This window comes from Nocardia sp. NPDC050717, from assembly GCF_040654275.1.
In the GTDB taxonomy this organism is placed as follows: domain Bacteria; phylum Actinomycetota; class Actinomycetes; order Mycobacteriales; family Mycobacteriaceae; genus Nocardia.
Window position 1 is genome coordinate 70,349 of the sequence record NZ_JBFAHR010000016.1, and the last position, 17,948, is coordinate 88,296.

The window sequence follows — 17,948 nt, forward strand, 5'->3', positions numbered from 1 at the left end:
ACAATAACGAGCAGAAACATTTGATGCAACCAGCGTTGCAAATTACGCAATGCATGCTCGACATGAACCACGGAAGGGAAGCTGTGACTATCGACAACGCCGTCGTGGACGCGCTGGCCGACGAGTCGCTCGGGCCGGGGGACAAGAGCGCGCCGCCCGCGGCTTGGGGCCGCACCGTGCGCGAGTACCTCACCGGCGCACCGGAACTCGCGCAGTGGCAGACCCCGCTGCTCACCCTCGACCGGGAGCGGCTCGACGCCAATCTCGCGCTGATGGCGGAGTGGACGGCCGCGGCGGGCGTCGCGCTGGCTCCGCACGGCAAGACGACGATGGCGCCGCAGCTGTGGCGCGAACAGCTCACCGCGGGCGCGTGGGCGATCACCCTCGCCACCGGCTGGCAGGCACAGCTCGCGCGGTCCTTCGGCGTCGGCCGGATCATGCTGGCCAACGCGCTGGTCGATCCCGCCGGATTGTCCTGGGTCGCCGCGGAATCCGCGCGCGATGCCGGGTTCGAGTTCTTCTGCTGGGCCGACAGCGTGGCCACCGTCGAGCTGATGGACAAGATCCTGCGCGACGCGCCCGCCGCCCCGCCCGTGCGGGTGCTCGTCGAACTCGGCGGCGCGCACGGACGCACCGGCGCGCGCACCCGCGCGCAGGCGCACGAGGTCGCGGCCGCCATCGCGGCGAGCGACCGCCTCGACCTCGCCGGAGTCGCCGGCTACGAAGGCGCGCTGGCCCACGATCGCAGCGTGGCCGGGATCGCGGCCGTGCGCGGCTACCTCGGCGAACTCGCCGCCCTGCACACCGAACTCGCTGCGGCCGGCGCGTACCGGGGCCCCGCGGTGGTCACCGCGGGCGGCAGCGCCTATCCCGAACTCGTGGTCGGCGAACTCGCCCGGCTCGCCGACGACACCACCACGGTCGTGCTGCGCAGCGGCGCCTACTTCATCCACGACGACGGCTTCTACGCGGGCATCTCGCCGCTGGCCGCCCCGGCAGTGCGGCCCGGTCTGCGCGCCGCCATGCACGGCTGGGCCCGCGTGGTCTCGCGCCCCGAACCCGAGCTCGCCCTGCTCGACGGTGGCAAGCGCGACTTCCCGTTCGACGAGGGACTGCCGGTGCCCCAGCTGGTGGTCGGCGGTGCGCTCCCCGCGGGCGCCGAGGTGACCGCGCTCAACGACCAGCACACCTTCCTGCGGCTGCCCGGCGCGGACGCCGCAGCGCTGCCGGTCGGCAGCATCGTCCGGCTCGGCCTGTCGCACCCGTGCACCGCCTTCGACAAGTGGCGCCGCATCCCGGTGATCGACAGCGCCGCGGCCGCCGGCCCCCGCGTGGTCGACCTGATCCGCACCTACTTCTGACGGATGACCATGACGGACAAGCTCTTTCGCGACATCGACATCGTCGACGGCACCGGCGCCCCGCGCCGCCGTGGCGACGTGCTCGTGCGCGACGGCCGGATCGCCGAGATCGCCGCCCCCGGCGCGATCACCGCCGACGCCACTGTCGTGGCGACCAGGCCCGGTTCGGTCCTCGCGCCCGGATTCATCGACATGCACGCGCACTCGGACCTGCACCTGCTCACGCACCCCGAGCACACGCCCAAGATCACCCAGGGCGTGACCACCGAGGTGATCGGCCAGGACGGCCTGTCCTACGCGCCGATCGACGAGGCCGCGCTCGCGGTGGTGCGCAAACAGATCGCGGGCTGGAACGGCAACCCCACCGATCTCGACTTCTCCTGGCGCACCGTCGGTGAGTACCTGGACCGGCTCGACCAGGGCATCACCCCGAATGCCGCCTACCTCGTCCCGCAGGGCACGCTGCGGCTGCTCGTCGTCGGCAGCGAACAGCGGCAGGCCACCACCGCCGAGATCGACCGGATGTGCGCGGTGCTGGCCCAGGGCCTCGACGAGGGTGCGGTCGGCATGTCGAGCGGGCTCACCTACACGCCGGGCATGTACGCCGACACCGGTGAGCTCGCCGCGCTGTGTTCGGTGGTCGCCACCTACGGCGGCTTCTACGCCCCGCACACCCGCTCCTACGGCGCAGGCGCGCTCGAGGCCTACGCGGAGATGATCGGCCTGGCGAAGTCGACCGGCTGTGCCCTGCACCTGACCCACGCCACCATGAACTTCGGCGTGAACCGCGGGCGCGCACCGGAATTCCTCGCCCTGGTCGCCGCGGCGCGGGCCGAGGGCGCCGACATCACGCTCGACACCTACCCGTATCTGCCCGGCTCGACGACCCTGTCGGCCCTGCTGCCGAGCTGGGCGATGTCGGGCGGACCCGACGCGGCGCTGGCCCGGCTCGACGACCCGGCCGAGCGCGCCAGGATCGTCGCGGACGTGAACGTCAACGGGTCCGACGGCTGCCACGGCGTCACCGTCGAATGGGAGACCATCCAGATCAGCGGGGTCGCGCGGGACGAGCTGTCGGGCTACGTCGGGCGCACCGTCGCCGAGATCGCGGCCGCGCAGGACCGCGAACCGGTGGCGGTGTTCTTCGACCTGCTGCGCCGCGACCAGCTCGCGACGACGATCCTGCAGCACGTCGGCCACGAGGAGAACGTGCGCGCCATCATGGTCGACCCCGGCCACATGGGCGGCAGCGACGGGCTGCTGGTCGGTGCGCGGCCGCATCCGCGTGCCTGGGGCACCTTCCCGCGCTACCTGTCGCGCTATGTCCGCGAGCTCGGCGTCCTCGAGCTGGAGGACTGCGTGCACCACCTCACCGGCCGTCCCGCCGCGCGGCTGCGGCTGGCCGACCGCGGCCTGATCCGTCCCGGCTACGCCGCCGACCTCGTCGTGTTCGATCCGGCGACGATCCACGACACGGCGACCTTCGAAGACCCACGCCAACAGGCGCGTGGCATCCAGCACGTGCTGGTCAACGGCGCGTTCGCGCTGGCCGACGGCACCGCGACCGGCGTGCGCGCCGGCCGCGCCCTGCGGATGGACGCCACGCGAGAGGAGACCCGATGAATCCGCTGCTCAGCTCGTCGTCCGAGGCCATCGAGGTGATCAGGGCCGACCGGGCCCTCACCGTGGTCCGCGCGCCCGAGATCCCCGATCCCGCCGGACTCGCCCGCACCCTCGCCGGGGCGGGCATCCGCGCTGTCGAACTCACCTTCACCACGCTCGGCGTGCTCGAGGCGGTGCGCACGGCGTCCACCGTCCGCGAAGCCGTCGTCGGGGTGGGCACGGTGACCACCCGCGCGCAGGCCGAGGCCGCGATCGAGGTGGGCGCCCGCTTCCTGGTGACTCCGGCGCTGCGGCCCGAGGTCGCCGAAGTGGCTGTCGCGCACGGTATCCCGGTCGTCATGGGCGCCTTCACCCCGTCGGAGGTGCTGACGGCGGTGGAGCTGGGCGCCGCGGTGGTGAAGATCTTCCCGGCCCGCGCCTTCGGTCCCGCCTATCTGAAGGATCTGCGCGGCCCCTTCCCACACGTCGACCTGATCCCCTCCGGCGGCGTCAACGCCAAGAACGCCCGCGACTTCCTGCGGGCGGGCGCGATCGCCGTCTCCGCGGGCACCGACGTGGTGGCCCCCGCCGACGTCGCGAGTTCGCGGTGGTCCCGGATCGGCGCCAACGCCGAACGCTTCGTCCATTCGCTTGATTGAGAGGTACTCCCATGGGCGCCACTGTCGACTGGTTGCGCACCACCACCCCCGGGTTGCTGGTGCTGTGCGGTCTCGCGATCGCCGTGCTACTCATCGCCATCATCAAGGTCAAGCTGGAGCCTTTCGTCGCGCTCCTGCTGACCGGTCTGCTGCTGGCTCTCGCCGCCGGGCTCCCGGTGGCCCAGATCGTCGGCACGCCGCTGAAAGCCGGTGAGTCACTGCTGGAAACGGGCTTCGGCGGCATCCTCGGCCACATCGCGGTGATCATCGGTCTCGGTACCGTGCTCGGCGCGATCCTGGAGCGGTCCGGTGGTGCCGACGTGCTCACCGACCGGCTCCTGCGGACCTTCGGTGAGAAGGGCGCGCCGGTCGCGATGGGCTTGCTCGGCCTCATCTTCGGCATCCCGGTCTTCTTCGACATCGGCATCTTCGTGCTCGCGCCGCTGGTCTACGTCGCGGCCAAGCGGGGCGGCCGGTCGCTGGTCCTCTACGCCATGCCGATGCTGGCCGGCCTGTCGATGACGCACGCCTTCCTGCCGCCGCACCCCGGCCCGGTCGCGCTCGGCGGGCTGCTCGGGGTGAGCCTGGGCTGGTTGATCATCATGGGATTCGTCTGCGGCATCCCGGGTTTCGTCGCCGCCGGCATCGTCTGGGGCACCTGGATCGGCAAGCGCGTGCAGGTCGACGTGCCCGCCGAGTTCGTGCCGCTCGAGCCGAACGGCGCGGGCGGGACCGCGGAGAACGGGGAGCCCGACGGTGGCACCGGGGGCGGCGGCACCGCCGTGGTCACCAAGTCACCGCCCTCGGTGGCGCTGATCGGCGCGATCATCGCCATCCCGCTGGTGCTCATCCTCGGCGCCACCTTCGGTTACCAACTGCTGGACAAGGATTCGGCCCTGCTGCAGGTGCTCACCTTCTTCGGCACCCCCGCGGTGGCGCTGCTCATCACGGTGCTGGTGGCGTTCTACCTGCTCGGCATCCGGCGCGGTTCCACCGTGCAGGAGCTGAGCACCATCACCGCCGAATCGCTCAAGCCGGTGGGCATGGTGCTGCTGGTCGTCGGCGCGGGCGCCTTCTTCGGCAAGGTCATCTCCGCCACCGGGATCGGCACGGCGCTGGCCGACACCATGTCCGCGGCCGGGCTGCCGGTGATCGTGCTGGCCTACCTGATCAGCTGCGGCCTGCGGATCGCGCAGGGCTCGGCGACGGTCGCGATCGTCACCACCGGTGGCATCGTCGCCCCGCTGGTGGCGAGTGAGGGCTACTCGCAGATGTCGATCGCGTTGATCGCCATGGCCATCGCGGCGGGCTCGATCATCCTCAGCCACGTCAACGACGGTGGATTCTGGATCATCGCGAAGTACTTCAACATGACCGTGAAGCAGACCCTGCAGACCTGGACCGTGCTCGAGACCGTGCTGTCGGTGGTGAGTTTCGTGGTCGCGGCGGTGCTGTTCGCGATCGTCAGCTGAGGTCGGCGCTCAGCGCGTCGACGAGCCTGCGCAGGGCGGCGCGGGGATCGGTTCCGGTCTCCGCGCCGCTCAGTCTGTGCACGATGACACCGTCGAGGTAGTCGACCAGGATGCCGGTGTCGGTGGCGCCGAAGCCGACCTGGGCGGCCAGTTCGACCGCCTGCGCGCGCAGGCGCCGGTGCGCGCGGTGCAGCGCGTCCAGCAGCGCCGGCATGGTCTGCGCCTCGCCGAACAGGGCCAATCGGGCCAGCGTGCGGTCCCGACCCGGGCCGGTGGCCTGGTCGGCGAACTCGACCATGCCGTCGACGAGGTTGTCCAGGGTCGCAGGCCCGAGTGCTCGCCCTGTGGTCTCCCACTCGCCGCGATCGCGGTCCTCCAGGCGCTCGGCGATCCCGATCAGCAGGGCCTCCCTGGTGCGGAAGTAGTTGGACGTCGATCCGACCGGGACGGCGGCGGTCTCGTCCACGGCCCGGTGGGTCAGTGCGCGCGCACCCCGCGACCCGAGGAGTTCGATCGCGGCGTCGAGAATCTGTTCACGCTTGCTGGCCACCCCGCGATACTACGCCCGTAGTGACTCGCACTACATCAGTAGTGGGGCGCACTACAGCAGTAGTAGCGTGAGGCGCGTACCTGCTCACGAGGGAGAACGCGATGTCCACAGCAATCGTCGTCGGTGGCGGCATCGGGGGTCTGGCGACCGCGCTGGCGCTGACACGACAGGGGTGGTCGGTGGAGCTGCTGGAGCGCGCACCCGAGATCGCGGCGGTCGGGTCGGGAATCTCGCTGTGGTCGAACGCCTTGCGCGCGCTGGACGAATTCGGGGTCGGCGCCGCGGTGCGCGGGCACGGGATCGAGGACGTGTCGGCCGGGATCCGCGACAGCACGGGCCGCTGGCTTTCGCGCACCGACGTGGCGACGATGCGCGCGCGGTTCGGCGCGCCCGTCCTGATCCACCGCGCAGACCTGCTCGACATCCTGCGCGCCGCCGTACCCGAAGGTGTTGTGCGGACCGGTGTTTCCGTCACCGAGGCCGATCGTGACGGCACCGTCCGGCACTCGGCGGGCAGCTCGACCGCGGACCTGGTCGTCGGCGCCGACGGGATTCGCAGTGTCGTGCGGCGCGCGGTGTGCGGCGAGGTGGCGCCCCGCTATGCCGGCTACACCGCCTGGCGGGCGGTGGTCGACCCCGACGCGCCGCTCACCGAGTTCGGTGAGACCTGGGGGCGCGGCGCGCGGTTCGGCATCGCGCCACTCGCAGACGGCCGCGTCTATTGCTTCGCCGTCTACAACGCCGCCGAGCACGCCCCCGGCACCCTCGCCGAGGTACGCGCCCGCTTCGCGGGCTGGCACGCCCCCGTCCCCGCCCTGCTGGCCGCAGCGGACGCGAACACGGTGCTGCACAACGACATCTACGAACTGCCCGCACTGCCGACCTATACGGCGGGGCGCATCGTCCTGCTCGGCGACGCGGCCCACGCCATGACGCCGAACCTCGGGCAGGGCGGCTGCCAGGCGCTCGAGGACGCCGTGGTGCTGGCCCGGCTGGCGGGCGAGCCCGGTGGACTCGCCCGCTACGACCGGGAGCGCCGTCCCCGCACGCAGATGATCCGCACCCGTTCCGCGCGCATCGGGACCATCGCCCAGCTCTCGTCCCCGCCGCTGGTCACCCTGCGCGACAACGCCTTACGGCTCGCCCCTGCCTCGCTGGGCTTGCGGTCGATGGCGAAGATCCTCGACTGGCGCCCCTGATCAGAGCGGCACGGGCTTGTTCGCCGCGACCCAGATCTTTTCGCCGTCGGAACCGGGCAGTGGCGGGAACTGCCCGGCGATCATCCAGAGGTCCCTGGGCGATTCATAGGTGTGGAATTCCCAGTGCAGCCCACGGTCGCGGGTGAAGGGCTCCATCACGGCATTGAGCCTGCGGGTGGATCTTTCGCGCAGCACGGGGTCGTCCAGGTGGCGGGCCAGGTGCTCGACGACGATCCGGACGGTGTCGTCGGACGCCGTCCCGCCGACGTAGAACGAGGACCGGTCGATCTCCTTGAACAACACCACGGCATAGAAGGCGGGTAGGCCGACGCCGGTGTAGATCTCGGTGATCGCCTGGGCGAACTCCGCTTTGTCCTCGTCGGAGTAGGTGTTCGGCGGATGGTAGATGTGCCAGAGCGGCATGGGGTCTCCCGGTGGGTCGGTCAGCGGGTCAAGGGGATGGTCAGTGCCTCGACGGGCCCGGACAGCGCCGCCTTGACGGTGCGGGTGATCTCGTCGACGAGCACCTCGCTCTCGCCCCGCTCCACGCCGTCGCAGACGCTCGCGGCGACCAGCTCCGGCGCGGTCTTGGCGAACGGCAGGTCGCGGACCATGTCGGTGTCCGCGAAGGCCAGGTGCACGCCGGTCACCTGGGTGTGCTGGGCCGCGAGTTCGATCCGGACCGAGTTGGTGAGCGACCAGAACGCGGCCTTCGAGGCGCCGTACGCGGCGGCGCCCGCGCCCCACGACAGCACCGAGTGGATGTCGACCAGGGCGCCGCCGCCGCGCGCGGCCAGGATCGGCGCGAAGGCCTGGATCACGCGCAACGGCCCGAAGACGTTGGTGTCGAAGGTGGTGATCACGTCGGCGATGTCGCCGCTGAGCAGGGGCGCGGGCAGCAGCACGCCCGCGTTGTTGATCAGGATGTCGACATCCGCGGCGGTCGCGGCCAGTGCGGTCACCGACGCCGGATCGGTGACGTCGAGCGGTACCGGAACGATGCGGGTGTCGTTGTCGGGCTGAGGGTTTCGTGCGGTCACGTACACCTTGACGGCGCCGCGCCGCAGGAGTTCGCCGGCGAACGCGCGCCCGAGCCCCCGCTGTCCGCCGGTCACCAGTGCGACCGATCCAGCGATCGTGGTCATGAAATCCCCTTCGTTGGCCTGTGTGAGATTTAGATTATGGACATCATCTATCCGAGTGCGCAAGACTTGTCGGCACAGATCGCATGCCGCACCGGGCGGGTGCGAGCCGTCCGGAAGGAGACCCCATGGCGCGGGCGTCCCGAGCGCAAGCCGAGTCGCACCGGCGGGAAATCGTCGACGCGGCGTCGGCCCGGGTACGCGAGTGCGGGGTCGACGGGCTCACGGTCCCGGAGATGATGGCCGCCGCGGGGCTGACCCACGGCGGCTTCTACCGGCACTTCAGCTCCAAATCCGACCTGGTCGTGCAGGCCTGCGCGGCCGCCTACGCCGAGAAGATCCAGGAGATGGAGGCGATTCGCGCCGACAGCGGCGACGGTCCCGCGGCGCGGGCGACGTTCATCGAGCGCTATCTGTCCACCACACATCGTGATCACCCCGGTCGCGGGTGCGGCATCGCGGCCACCGCCGCGGACGCCGCGCGCGCACCGGCGGGCAGCCCCCTGCGCGGCGCCTACCGCGAGGGGCTCGCGAACATGGTCGCGACACTGGCCGGGTTCGGCGACGACCCCGACGCCGACGACGCGGGGGCACTGCTCGAGGTCGCCCTGATGGTCGGGGCGTTGACGCTGGCCAGGGCGGGCGCCGACGACGAGGCGCGCTCGTCGCGCATTCTCCAGGTGGCCAAGGATTTCCTCCTCGGCGATCAGTCCGGCGCCGGGGCGTCCGCGCGGGTCAGCCCGGCCTCGTAGGCCACGATCGCCGCCTGGACCCTGTTGTCCAGATCCAGGCGCCGCAGGATCGCGCTGACGTGGAACTTCACCGTCGCCTCCGCGAGGAACAGCGCGCGGCCGATCTCGGCGTTGGACAGTCCGCGCCCCAGCAGACCGAGCACCTCCCGCTCGCGATCGGTCAGCACTTCGAGACGCCTGCGCGCCGCGGCGCCCGCGGGTGCGGCGGCGCCGAAGCGGGCGATGACCTTCTGGGCGATACGCGGCGACAGGAACGCCGCGCCGCCCGCCACGGCGCGCACACCGAGGAGCAGTTCGCGCGGGTCGGCGGCCTTGAGCAGGAAACCGTCGATCCCGTGCGCGAGCGCGGCGTCCACGTACTCGTCCTCGTCGAAAGTGGTCAGCAGGGCGACTTTCGTCGCGGGAACGGCGGTGCGGAGTTCGGCGGCAGCGCCGAGTCCGTCCAGCCCGGGCATCCGGATGTCGAGCAGCGCGAGGTCGGGCCGGTGGCGCAGGGCGAGGTCGATCGCCGCGCGTCCGTCGCCTGCCTCGGCGACCACGTCGATCTCCGGATCGGTCGCCAGGATGGCGGCGACGCCGGCACGGATCAACGGCTCGTCATCGGCGAGCAGCACCCGGATGGTCATCGGGCCGCCGGGACGGGGAACCGGGCAGTGACCACGAATCGATCGCTCTCGCGCGCGGCGTGGAAGGTGCCCGCCAGCAGGCCGACGCGCTCCCGCAGACCCGCGAGGCCGACGCCGGGAGTCGGCCGATGCCCGATCGCGCGGGCCGCCGACATCGATCCCGCGTCGTCGCCGAGCGGATTCTCGATGGTCACCACCACGAACTCGTCCGCGCGCGTCACCCGCACGACGACACCCGCGCCCGGTGCGTGCCTGGCCGCGTTCGTCAGCGCCTCGCGCACCAGGTGGGCGAGTGCTCGGTCGATCGGCGGTGGAAGCGGCGTCGTCCCGACACCGTCGGTCGTCACGGTCAATCCGGCGGCCCGCGCGCGCTCCACGACCGCCGTGACGTCCTCGATGGCGGGGTCGCCCGCGCCGTCGGCCCGCAGGACCCCGATGGTGCTCCGGAGCCGGTCGGTGGCCGTCGTCGCGGATGCCCGGAGTTCGGCCGTCGCGCGCCGGTGGGTCTCTGGCAGGTCCCCGGCCAGCTCCAGCGCGCCGGCCCGCAGGGCGATCAGCGCCAGGTCGTGGCCGACGCTGTCGTGGATGTCGGCCGCGATCCGGGTGCGTTCGCGCAGTTCGGCGCGTTCGGCGACGAGCCGTTGCTCGAGTTCCAGCTGCCGGACGCGCTGCGCGGTCGCCGCCAGCAGTTCGGCCTGCTGGCGCCGAAATCGTCCCACCGCCCACGGCAGCGCGCAGGTGAGCAGGTACGACAGCAGCACGCCACTGCCGACGGAGAAGTCGGCCACCACCGCCACCGCGCCCGGCAGCGCGAGCGACCCGAGGATCGTCCACTCGCGCGGACACACCCGATGCCGTCCGTGCAGGTAGGCGAGCACAGCGATCGCGAGGAACAGCGCCTGCCGCCAGAGCGGAACGTGATCGAGGAACAGTCCGTTGATCTGGGCCGCGACGCCGATCAGCACCAGCACCGCCGCGTTCCTCATGTGCCCGACCTTACCGAGCGCAGCCGCCACAGCCGCGCCGACGTGGTGGCCAGGCCTGCGACGGCCGCGGCGCCGAGCGCGATCGTCAGGGGCGCCGCGGCGTAGGTGAGCTGCGCCCAGGTGACGGTGCGACCGTCGGCCAGGATCGAGACCGCGGTCGGATACCCGGCGAAGAGCAGCACCGGCAGCAGCGCGGGCAGCATCCGGAGACCGGTGCGCCAGACCGGGCGTCCGGCGCGCGCCCAGCGCCGCGCCCGGGTCACGCCGAGCACTCCCAGCCCGAGGGCGGCCGCGATGCTCACCCCGAGCGTCAGCTCGATCCACTGCCGGGCGCCGCCGGGGTCTCGCGGTGTCTCCCCGCGGCTCAGCGCCGCGAGGCCGAGCATGATCTCGTAGCTGTCGTCACTGAGTCCGGCGCTGTTGGTGAACACCGCGAAGCCGTAGCCGGTGGCCGGATCGATCGCCTGTGCGGCGTTGTAGGTGAACAGGTTTCCGGAGTGCACGAGCAGCCCGCCCTCCGCCTCGGTGCCCCAGCCCATGCCGTAACCGTGCAGCACCGGTGTCCGCATCGTTTCCAGGCTCCGGGCGGTGACCGGCTGTGGACCGTGGCCGTGCTGGCTGATCAGCCAGCGGCCCATGTCCGCGGCCGTGCTGATCACCGAACCGCCACCGCCGCCTTCGAATCGGGACAGCTCCGGTCGTGGAACCCACTGTCCGAACAGGGAGATGAAGCCGTCGGCGGGTGCGGGGAGCTCGGCGTCGGTGCCGCTGCTCGCCATCCCGAGCGGCGCGAAGATCCGTTCGCGCAGGGACGCGCCGAAGTCGCGACCGCTGACCACCTCCACCAGGCGGGCCGCGATGTCGTAGTTGACATTGCAGTAGGCCCACTCGGTACCCGGTTCGGCGCCGAGCGTGCCGGTGCGCAGGGTGGCGACATAGTCGGCGAGCGAGCCCGCCCGCTGCGTCGCCGCGATGTCGACCGTCCGGTCCGACAGCCCGGAGGTCTGGTTCAGCAGGTGCCGCACCGTGATCCGCGCGGCTCGCGGGTCGGCCATCCGGAATTCCGGGAGTTGCTCCGCGACGGGGGCGTCCAGCGCGAGTCGGCCCTCGTCGACCAGCGACAGGACCGCGGCGGCGGTGAACGACTTGGTGAGCGAGGCGATCCGCATGGGCGTGTGCGCGGTGACCGGGTCGCCGTCGGCGGTCCGCCCCGCGCCGGTGGCGTGCACGATCGCATCGCCGTGCGTGACCACGAGGGAGATCCCGGGCAGGCCCGTCGAATCCATGGCGCGGTCTAGATAGGACTCGATGGCGGCGGGGGAGAGCTCGGCCACGGGCGGCGTGGCGCCGGCGCTCGACGGTGCGAGGAGACCGGCGGCGAGGACGGCCGGGAGGAGGGCGCGGTGCATGGTGTCGACCGTAGGAAGGGCGGTGGGGCCGCGGATCCGCCGAACGAACGGGACCGCCCTCGACGAAAGTCGGGCGGTGGATCACCCGGGTGGGCCCGCGTAGCGTGCGTGCATCGCCGCCGCGGTGGCGGCCATCGTCGCGCGGAGTTCGGGCGGGTCGAGGACCTCGACGAACGCGCCGAGGGGGAGCAGGGCGTGGGCGAGGATCTCGTAGGTCTCACCGGGGACGGTGATCTCGGCCCAGCCCGCGGCGTCGGGTGGGCCGAGCGAGGCGCGGGCCTGGCGCACGGCGGCGGGGTCGTTCAGGAGGCGGAGCAGGCCGAGGTGCGCGGTCGCGATCCGGCAGCGCGCCCGGACCCGCAGGATGGACCGGGCGAACTCGTCGGCCGATCGCGCCCAGTAGTCCGGGAGTGTGAAATCGGCCGGGCGGGTGAATGTTTCGCCGGTGGATGCCGCCGCTTCGATGCGGCTCACCCGGTAGGAACGGATGTCGGCGCGGTCGCGCGCGATCAGGTACCAGGTGCCCGCCTTCATGACCAGGCCCAACGGGTCGATGGTCCGTGCGACCGTCTTCTCGCCGCGGCGATAGTCGATCGCCAGCGTGCGGTCGTGCCAGAGCGCGTCGGCGACCGTGGCGAGCGTCGGTGTGTCGTCGGGGCGGTGGAACCAGCCGGGCATGTCGATGTGCACGCGCTCGGCGATGCGGGTCGCGCGGCCGCGTAGTTCCGGCGGGAGGGCGGCGAGCATCTTGAGTTGCGCGGTGGCCAGGACCGTGCCGAGGCCGAGGTCGGCGGCGGCGCCGGGCAGTCCGGCCAGCAGGACCGCGTCGGCCTCGTCGGAGGTCAGGCCGGTGAGGCGGGTCCGGTAGCCGTCGATCAGCCGCACTCCGCCGCCGCGGCCCGGCTCGCTGTAGACCGGCACGCCCGCCGCCGACAGCGCCTCCACATCGCGGTACACGGTGCGCACCGACACCTCCAGCTCCCGCGCCAGCTCACTCGCGGTCGTCCCGCCGTTGGCCTGCAACAGCAGCAGCAACTGCACCAATCTGCTCGCTCGCACGATTCCGAGACTAGCCGTGAAACCTGACAGCAGATGACAAGGTTCGGTCGTACCGTACAGAGATGACCACATGGAGCCAGTTCACCGAGGAAGCGCCGAAAATCGCCGCCCTGTTCCAGCGCAGGCACCAGGCCACCGGCAACCTGTGCATGCTCGCCACCCTGCGGGCCGACGGGTCACCGCGGATCAGCCCGATCGAGCCGACGATCTTCGAGGACATGCTCGTGCTGGCGGGCATGCCCCACACGCGCAAGTTCGACGATCTCGCCCGCGACCCCCGCTTCTGTCTGCACACCGCCACCGTCGACACCAACGTCTCCGAGGGTGACGCCAAGCTGTTCGGCAGGGTGACCGACCTCGCCGACGAGACCGTGCACGCCCGCTTCGCCCAGAAACTCTTCGACGACAGCGGTTTCGACATCCGCGGGCAGAGGTTCGACCACTTCTACGTCGCCGATCTCACCGGCGCGTCGACGGTGGAGGTCGACGACGACCACCTCGACATCACGGTGTGGAAGCCGGGTGCGGGGGAGCGGGTCGTGCGCAAGGACTGAGCGGCTCGCCCCGGGGCTGGTGCTTCGCCGGCCGAGCAGGCCGATGTCGAGTCCGGGCGGCGCCCTCGTGGTGCGGCACGGCGGCGTTTCAGCGTGGTCGGTGGGGAGTGGCCGGTGGTTCGAGGAGTGACTGGATCTCCCGGTAGCCGGGTACGGCCGTGTGCTCGCCGCGGTCGCCGCGCACGGTGCGGGCGAGGCCGATCGCCGCGCCCAACGCGGTGCGGTAGAGCGCGGATCCGGTGCTGACCCGGCGAACGCCGAGCCCGGCCGCCGCGTCGACGGTGGGGCCCGCTGGGGTGTAGAGAATGTTGAGCGGCAGCGTGGTCGCGCCGACCAGGGTGGTGATGGTGTCGGGGTCGGTGACGCCGGGGACGAAGATCCCGTCGGCGCCTGCCGCCGCGTACTGTCGCACCCGCGTCAGGGTCGAGGCCTCTTCGATGCCGAACCAGTGCGTGTCGATGCGGGCGTTGACGAACAGGTGCGGAACGCGTGCCGTGATGGTGTGCAGGAGCTCGGCGTGGCGTTCGGGTGCCGCGAGGGCGGTATCGCCCCGCCCGTCCTCGATATTGATCCCGGCCACTCCGAGATCCGCCAGCCGGGCCACATAGTCGGCCACGGCCGCGGGGTCGTCGGCGAATCCGGCCTCGACGTCGACGCTCACCGGCACCGGCAGGCGCGTCAATCGCGCCGCGAGAGCGAAGGTTTCCGCTGCCGACCGCGCTCTGCCGTCGGGCAGCCCCGCCGCCGCGGCGACACCGAGACTGGTGGTGGCGATCGCCGGAAATCCAGCCTCGACGAGCAACGCGCCGGACGTGAAATCCCAGGCGTTGGGCAGGATCAGCGGGTGCTCGCCGTGATGGAGCTCGTGAAAGGTCGTCATGGGGATCTCCTCGGATCTGGTCGGGGTTCGATCGGTTCGGCTGTGGTGCGGGTGCGCTCGGCCGCCGATACCGGTTCCACGGGCGGAACTGCGCCGCGCCGCGTGTCGCCCGTCGATGGGAGTCGCGCGGCACGGGAAGCCGGCCGAGTTCATCGCCGCGTGGACGGCTCATCGAGTCAGGCCCGGCGCCAGAGCCCGCCGACGGGGTCTGCTGCCTCCCCTTCCAGCACCCCGGTCGCGATCGCGGTCGCGTGGGCGCTACCCGGGCACCGATGCGGCCCCACCCCGAATCCCAGCCCCGGATGCCGCAGATCGAGCTCGGTCGCCACGCCGTTCACCCTCCGCCGCGTGGACCGCAACGGCGGTGCAACGGCCATCACCAGTGAGGCCCGCCCGGCTACGGGCACGTCATCGAAAGCCCGTGCTGCGGCAATCAATTCGCCGGTGGCACTGCAGGCCTGCACCAGCACACAGATCAGCGCGACAACTCGGCTGTCGCTCGTGCTTGTGTCGTCGCTACCGCTGATGTTGTAGCGGTCGGTGTGGCCGGCGCTCGCGCGGTCGCCGCGGCCTTGGCCGGTGCTGTCGAAGGCGCTGTGGCGGTAAGCAGTGCCAGGGCCGGCGCTGCCGGTGTCGCTGTCGGTTCGCCACTCGATGTCGACGCGGTCGTGGCGAATTGCCGCTCGGCACAGGGTGACGAGGTCGGCGACCGCGGCGTCCGCGGCCGGGGTTATCGGCTGATGCGGCTGGTAGGCCGCGGCGACGAGCGCCACGCTCTCGGCCGCGCTCTCGGGCAGGTTCAGCGCGGCAAGCAGGGTGCGGACGTGGGCGAGGGGGTGGCCTGCCCTGGTGCGGGCGCTCGCGCGGAGCAGCTCGGGGTCCAAGCGATCGAGTTCGCGCTGCACCGCGGCACGTCGGCGGTGGTGTTCGGCGCCGTCGCGGAACCGCGGAACCTGACTGCGCAGCCACCGGATATCCGTCTCGCCGGGGACAGCCCCGGGGACCGGTGGCATCGGTGCCGTCCGGAGTAGCAAACGCACGCGCTCGGGATCGCTGATCACGCCCCTGACCGTAGGACCGCGACAGTTCGGTGGCCGCCGAACGATCACCGTCGCATGATGGAGGGATGCCCACCCGTGCCGCCGCCCTCGCCGACTGGGCGGCCGTCCTCGCCGACCGGACCAGGGCCCAGATGTGCCTGGCCCTGCTCGACGGGCGCGCGTGGACCGCGGGCGAACTGGCCCGGCTCACGGGCGTCGCCCCGTCCACCGCCACCGGCCACCTGCACCGGCTCAGCGGCGCGGGCCTGATCGCCGAGCGCCGCCAGGGCAGACATCGCTACGTCGAGCTGGCGAACCCAGCCATCGCCCAGCTGCTGGAAACCCTGCTCGCGGAACTCGACCCGGCCCCGCCACCTCCGGCCACGCTGCGCGCCGCGACCGCCGACGCCGCCCTGGCCCGCGGTCGCACCTGCTACAACCATCTCGCGGGCCGCCTCGGCGTCACCATCACCGACGCGATGACCGCCCGCGGCTTCCTCGACGCCGACAACGCCCACGCCCTCACCGACACCGGCGCCACCTGGCTCACCACCGCCCTCGGCATCGAGGAATCCGCCCTCACCCGCGCCCGCCGCCCCCTGACGCGCCCGTGCCTGGACTGGACCGAACGCCGCACCCACCTCGCAGGCCCGGCCGCCACCCTGCTGCACCGCCGCCTGCTCACCCTCGGCTGGACCGCCCGATCCGGCACCGGCCGCGCGATCCGCCTCACCCCCACCGGCACGACCGCCCTCGCCGAAACCCTCGCCCTCGACCCCGCCGCGCTCACCGCCGACTCCGCCAACCGCACCTGATCGCGCCGTCGCCAACGATTCGCAATCGGTGACGGTCATGCACTCGATCCGGAACGGACCGTGGATCGTGCCGCGGGGGATCGACCCCACCCCCGATGTGACTGTTCCGGTAGGGCACCGAATCCATCACCGCGGCAATGATCTCCGCGTCGGTGGCGCCCGGTTCGGTCAGGTCGAACGGTGTGACGTGGATCCACCGCCGGCCGTGGTCGACCAGGTGATCCTTCAGATTCACGAAGACGGGCTCGCCCGGTACGAGCAGAGGTGGCATAGCGAGCAACAGTAGCTCTCAGCGGGAATCCCTTCTGCGGTGGAGGAATTCGCGCTCGATCTGGTTCGCGCTCAGTGAGGCCGCTCGATCGTACGCGGTCGCCGCCTCCTCGGCGCGACCCGTCCGGCGCAGAAGATCGGCGCGAATCGCGTGGTAGAGGCGGTGTTCGGGCAGATCGATCGTGTCCAGGTCGCGCAGGGCGGCGGCGGGGCCGCGGACCTCGGCGACGGCCACGGTGCGGTGCAAAGCGACGACGGGTGTCGGGGTGAGTGTGTACAGGTGGTCGTAGAGGGCCAGGATCTGGGGCCAGTCGGTGTCGGCCGCGGTGGCCGCGTCGGTGTGGACCGCGTTGATCGCGGCCTGGAGCTGGTAGGGACCAGGATTGCCGCGCCGCAGGCATTCCCGCACCAGCGCGTGCCCTTCGGCGATCAGCGCACGGTCCCAGCGGGAGCGATCCTGTTCGGGCAGTGGTACCAGGACGCGGTCGTCGGTCCTGGCCGGGCGCCGCGATTCGGTGAGCAGCATCAGCGCCAGCAGCCCGAGCACCTCGGGCTCACCCGGCATCAGCTCGGTGAGCAGGCGCCCCAGCCGGATCGCCTCCGCGCACAGGTCACCCCGGGTCAGTTCCGGACCCGAGGTCGCCGAATACCCCTCGGTGAACACCAGATACACCACCGCGAGCACGGCGGGCAGCCGCTCGGGCACCTCGGTGTCGGTGGGTACCCGGTAGGGGATGCGGGCATCGCGGATCTTGCCCTTGGCACGCACGATCCGTTGCGCCATCGTCGATTCCGAGACGAGGAAGGCCCGCGCGATCTCCGCGGTGCTGAGGCCGCAGAGCAGCTTCAGCGCCAGGGCCACGCGCGCGGTGGGCGCGAGCGCCGGATGACAGCAGGTGAAGATCAGGCGTAGCCGGTCGTCGGGGAAGCCGTCGGTGGGCAGGTCCGGATCGGCGTGCAGCAGGGCGGCGTCGGCGTGCCGGTCGGCGCGGGTGGCCTCGCGGCGCAGCCGATCGATCGCGCGGTTGCGGGCCGTGGTGATGATCCAGCCCGCCGGGCTCGGCGGCACCCCGTCGGCGGGCCAGCGCGCGAGTGCCGCAGCGAACGCCTCCTGCACCGCGTCCTCGGCGAGACCGATGTCGCCGAAGACGCGGATCAGGGACGCGACCGCGCGGCCGTAGTGCTCGGCGAACACGGCCTCGATCGTCGCGGTGTCCATCTACCCGTGGGCCACCGGCCGCACTTCGATCGGCAAGGTGAGGACCGCGGCGAGCTTGCCCGCCCAGCCCAGCGCCTCGTCCAGATCCTCGACCTCGATGAGGGTGAACCCGCCGACGTGCTCGGTGCCCTCGGCGAACGGCCCGTCGGTCATCAGCAGCTCGCCCTCTTTCGCGCGCACGACGGTCGCGGTGCTCGCCGCGTGCAGCCCGAGCGCGAACACCCAGACCCCGGCGGTCTGCATCTGTTCGTTGAGCGCGCCGAGCTCGGCCATGACGGCGTCGATGTTCTCGGGCGCGGGCCCGTCGGGCTGATAGATGGACAGCAGGTACTGCGTCATGATCGTCCTTTCGT

Annotated in this window: 19 protein-coding genes; 8 read left to right on the forward strand and 11 right to left on the reverse strand. The window is 71.8% G+C overall.

What is annotated here, in order from left to right; all coding sequences use genetic code 11:
- Positions 1–62: 62 nt before the first annotated feature.
- Genes AB0H56_RS26640 through AB0H56_RS26655 form a run of 4 tightly spaced genes read left to right on the forward strand, consistent with a single transcriptional unit; the run spans position 63 to position 5,094 of the window.
- Positions 63–1,361 (forward strand): amino acid deaminase, encoded by a 1,299-nt coding sequence (locus AB0H56_RS26640; protein ID WP_357168174.1) that lies wholly within the window; start codon positions 63–65, stop codon positions 1,359–1,361.
- Positions 1,362–1,370: 9 nt separating this feature from the next.
- On the forward strand, positions 1,371–2,984 hold the full coding sequence (locus tag AB0H56_RS26645; protein ID WP_357168176.1) for a D-aminoacylase: 1,614 nt from the start codon (positions 1,371–1,373) through the stop codon (positions 2,982–2,984).
- Positions 2,981–3,622, forward strand: a complete 642-nt coding sequence (locus tag AB0H56_RS26650) for a bifunctional 4-hydroxy-2-oxoglutarate aldolase/2-dehydro-3-deoxy-phosphogluconate aldolase (RefSeq protein WP_357168178.1) — start codon at positions 2,981–2,983, stop codon at positions 3,620–3,622. Before AB0H56_RS26645 ends, AB0H56_RS26650 begins: the two co-directional genes overlap by 4 nt.
- 11 nt (positions 3,623–3,633) lie before the next feature.
- The gene (locus tag AB0H56_RS26655; protein ID WP_357168180.1) at positions 3,634–5,094 is read left to right on the forward strand and encodes a gluconate:H+ symporter; all 1,461 of its coding nucleotides are present in this window, start codon (positions 3,634–3,636) and stop codon (positions 5,092–5,094) included.
- On the opposite strand, the gene AB0H56_RS26660 is transcribed toward AB0H56_RS26655, so the two are convergent.
- Positions 5,087–5,644, reverse strand: coding sequence for a TetR family transcriptional regulator (locus AB0H56_RS26660; RefSeq protein ID WP_357168182.1), 558 nt, complete (start codon positions 5,642–5,644; stop codon positions 5,087–5,089). The two genes, AB0H56_RS26655 and AB0H56_RS26660, sit on opposite strands and share 8 nt — an antisense overlap.
- Positions 5,645–5,745: 101 nt before the next feature.
- Here AB0H56_RS26660 and AB0H56_RS26665 point away from each other — a divergent pair, with 101 nt between their 5' ends.
- Entirely contained in the window at positions 5,746–6,843 is a 1,098-nt protein-coding gene (locus AB0H56_RS26665) for an FAD-dependent oxidoreductase (RefSeq protein ID WP_357168184.1), read from the forward strand.
- On the opposite strand, the gene AB0H56_RS26670 is transcribed toward AB0H56_RS26665, so the two are convergent.
- The gene (locus AB0H56_RS26670; protein WP_357168186.1) at positions 6,844–7,266 is read right to left on the reverse strand and encodes a tautomerase family protein; all 423 of its coding nucleotides are present in this window, start codon (positions 7,264–7,266) and stop codon (positions 6,844–6,846) included. It lies immediately after the preceding gene.
- 20 nt (positions 7,267–7,286) lie between these two features.
- Positions 7,287–7,988, reverse strand: a complete 702-nt coding sequence (locus AB0H56_RS26675; protein WP_357168188.1) for an SDR family oxidoreductase — start codon at positions 7,986–7,988, stop codon at positions 7,287–7,289.
- Between the two features lie 125 nt (positions 7,989–8,113).
- On the opposite strand from AB0H56_RS26675, the gene AB0H56_RS26680 reads away from it, so the two are divergent.
- Entirely contained in the window at positions 8,114–8,737 is a 624-nt protein-coding gene (locus AB0H56_RS26680) for a TetR family transcriptional regulator (RefSeq protein ID WP_357168190.1), read from the forward strand.
- On the opposite strand, the gene AB0H56_RS26685 is transcribed toward AB0H56_RS26680, so the two are convergent.
- The 4 genes from AB0H56_RS26685 to AB0H56_RS26700 form a co-directional block, all read right to left on the reverse strand.
- Complete coding sequence (locus AB0H56_RS26685) at positions 8,692–9,363, reverse strand: response regulator transcription factor (RefSeq protein WP_357168192.1); 672 nt, start codon at positions 9,361–9,363, stop codon at positions 8,692–8,694. The two genes, AB0H56_RS26680 and AB0H56_RS26685, sit on opposite strands and share 46 nt — an antisense overlap.
- Positions 9,360–10,349, reverse strand: a complete 990-nt coding sequence (locus AB0H56_RS26690) for a histidine kinase (RefSeq protein ID WP_357168194.1) — start codon at positions 10,347–10,349, stop codon at positions 9,360–9,362. Before AB0H56_RS26690 ends, AB0H56_RS26685 begins: the two co-directional genes overlap by 4 nt.
- Positions 10,346–11,758, reverse strand: coding sequence for a serine hydrolase domain-containing protein (locus tag AB0H56_RS26695; protein WP_357168196.1), 1,413 nt, complete (start codon positions 11,756–11,758; stop codon positions 10,346–10,348). The genes AB0H56_RS26690 and AB0H56_RS26695 overlap by 4 nt, the downstream gene beginning before the upstream one ends.
- A gap of 81 nt (positions 11,759–11,839) precedes the next feature.
- Positions 11,840–12,817: a YafY family protein gene (locus tag AB0H56_RS26700; RefSeq protein WP_357168198.1), complete on the reverse strand. Its 978-nt coding sequence runs from the start codon at positions 12,815–12,817 to the stop codon at positions 11,840–11,842.
- A 62-nt stretch (positions 12,818–12,879) separates the two neighbouring features.
- Between AB0H56_RS26700 and AB0H56_RS26705 the strand changes: the two genes are divergently transcribed.
- The gene (locus AB0H56_RS26705) at positions 12,880–13,371 is read left to right on the forward strand and encodes a pyridoxamine 5'-phosphate oxidase family protein (protein ID WP_357168200.1); all 492 of its coding nucleotides are present in this window, start codon (positions 12,880–12,882) and stop codon (positions 13,369–13,371) included.
- Positions 13,372–13,459: 88 nt separating this feature from the next.
- On the opposite strand, the gene AB0H56_RS26710 is transcribed toward AB0H56_RS26705, so the two are convergent.
- Both AB0H56_RS26710 and AB0H56_RS26715 read right to left on the reverse strand, forming a co-directional pair.
- Positions 13,460–14,251: an isocitrate lyase/phosphoenolpyruvate mutase family protein gene (locus AB0H56_RS26710; RefSeq protein WP_357168202.1), complete on the reverse strand. Its 792-nt coding sequence runs from the start codon at positions 14,249–14,251 to the stop codon at positions 13,460–13,462.
- A gap of 176 nt (positions 14,252–14,427) precedes the next feature.
- Entirely contained in the window at positions 14,428–15,312 is an 885-nt protein-coding gene (locus tag AB0H56_RS26715; RefSeq protein ID WP_357168204.1) for a hypothetical protein, read from the reverse strand.
- Positions 15,313–15,377: 65 nt separating this feature from the next.
- On the opposite strand from AB0H56_RS26715, the gene AB0H56_RS26720 reads away from it, so the two are divergent.
- The gene (locus tag AB0H56_RS26720; RefSeq protein ID WP_357168206.1) at positions 15,378–16,106 is read left to right on the forward strand and encodes a helix-turn-helix domain-containing protein; all 729 of its coding nucleotides are present in this window, start codon (positions 15,378–15,380) and stop codon (positions 16,104–16,106) included.
- Between the two features lie 289 nt (positions 16,107–16,395).
- Here AB0H56_RS26720 and AB0H56_RS26725 read toward each other — a convergent pair whose 3' ends face one another.
- Both AB0H56_RS26725 and AB0H56_RS26730 read right to left on the reverse strand, forming a co-directional pair.
- On the reverse strand, positions 16,396–17,595 hold the full coding sequence (locus AB0H56_RS26725) for an RNA polymerase sigma factor (RefSeq protein ID WP_357168208.1): 1,200 nt from the start codon (positions 17,593–17,595) through the stop codon (positions 16,396–16,398).
- A complete protein-coding gene (locus AB0H56_RS26730) occupies positions 17,596–17,934 on the reverse strand; it encodes a YciI family protein (protein WP_357168210.1) in 339 nt (112 codons plus the stop codon).
- Between the last annotated feature and the right edge of the window lie 14 nt (positions 17,935–17,948).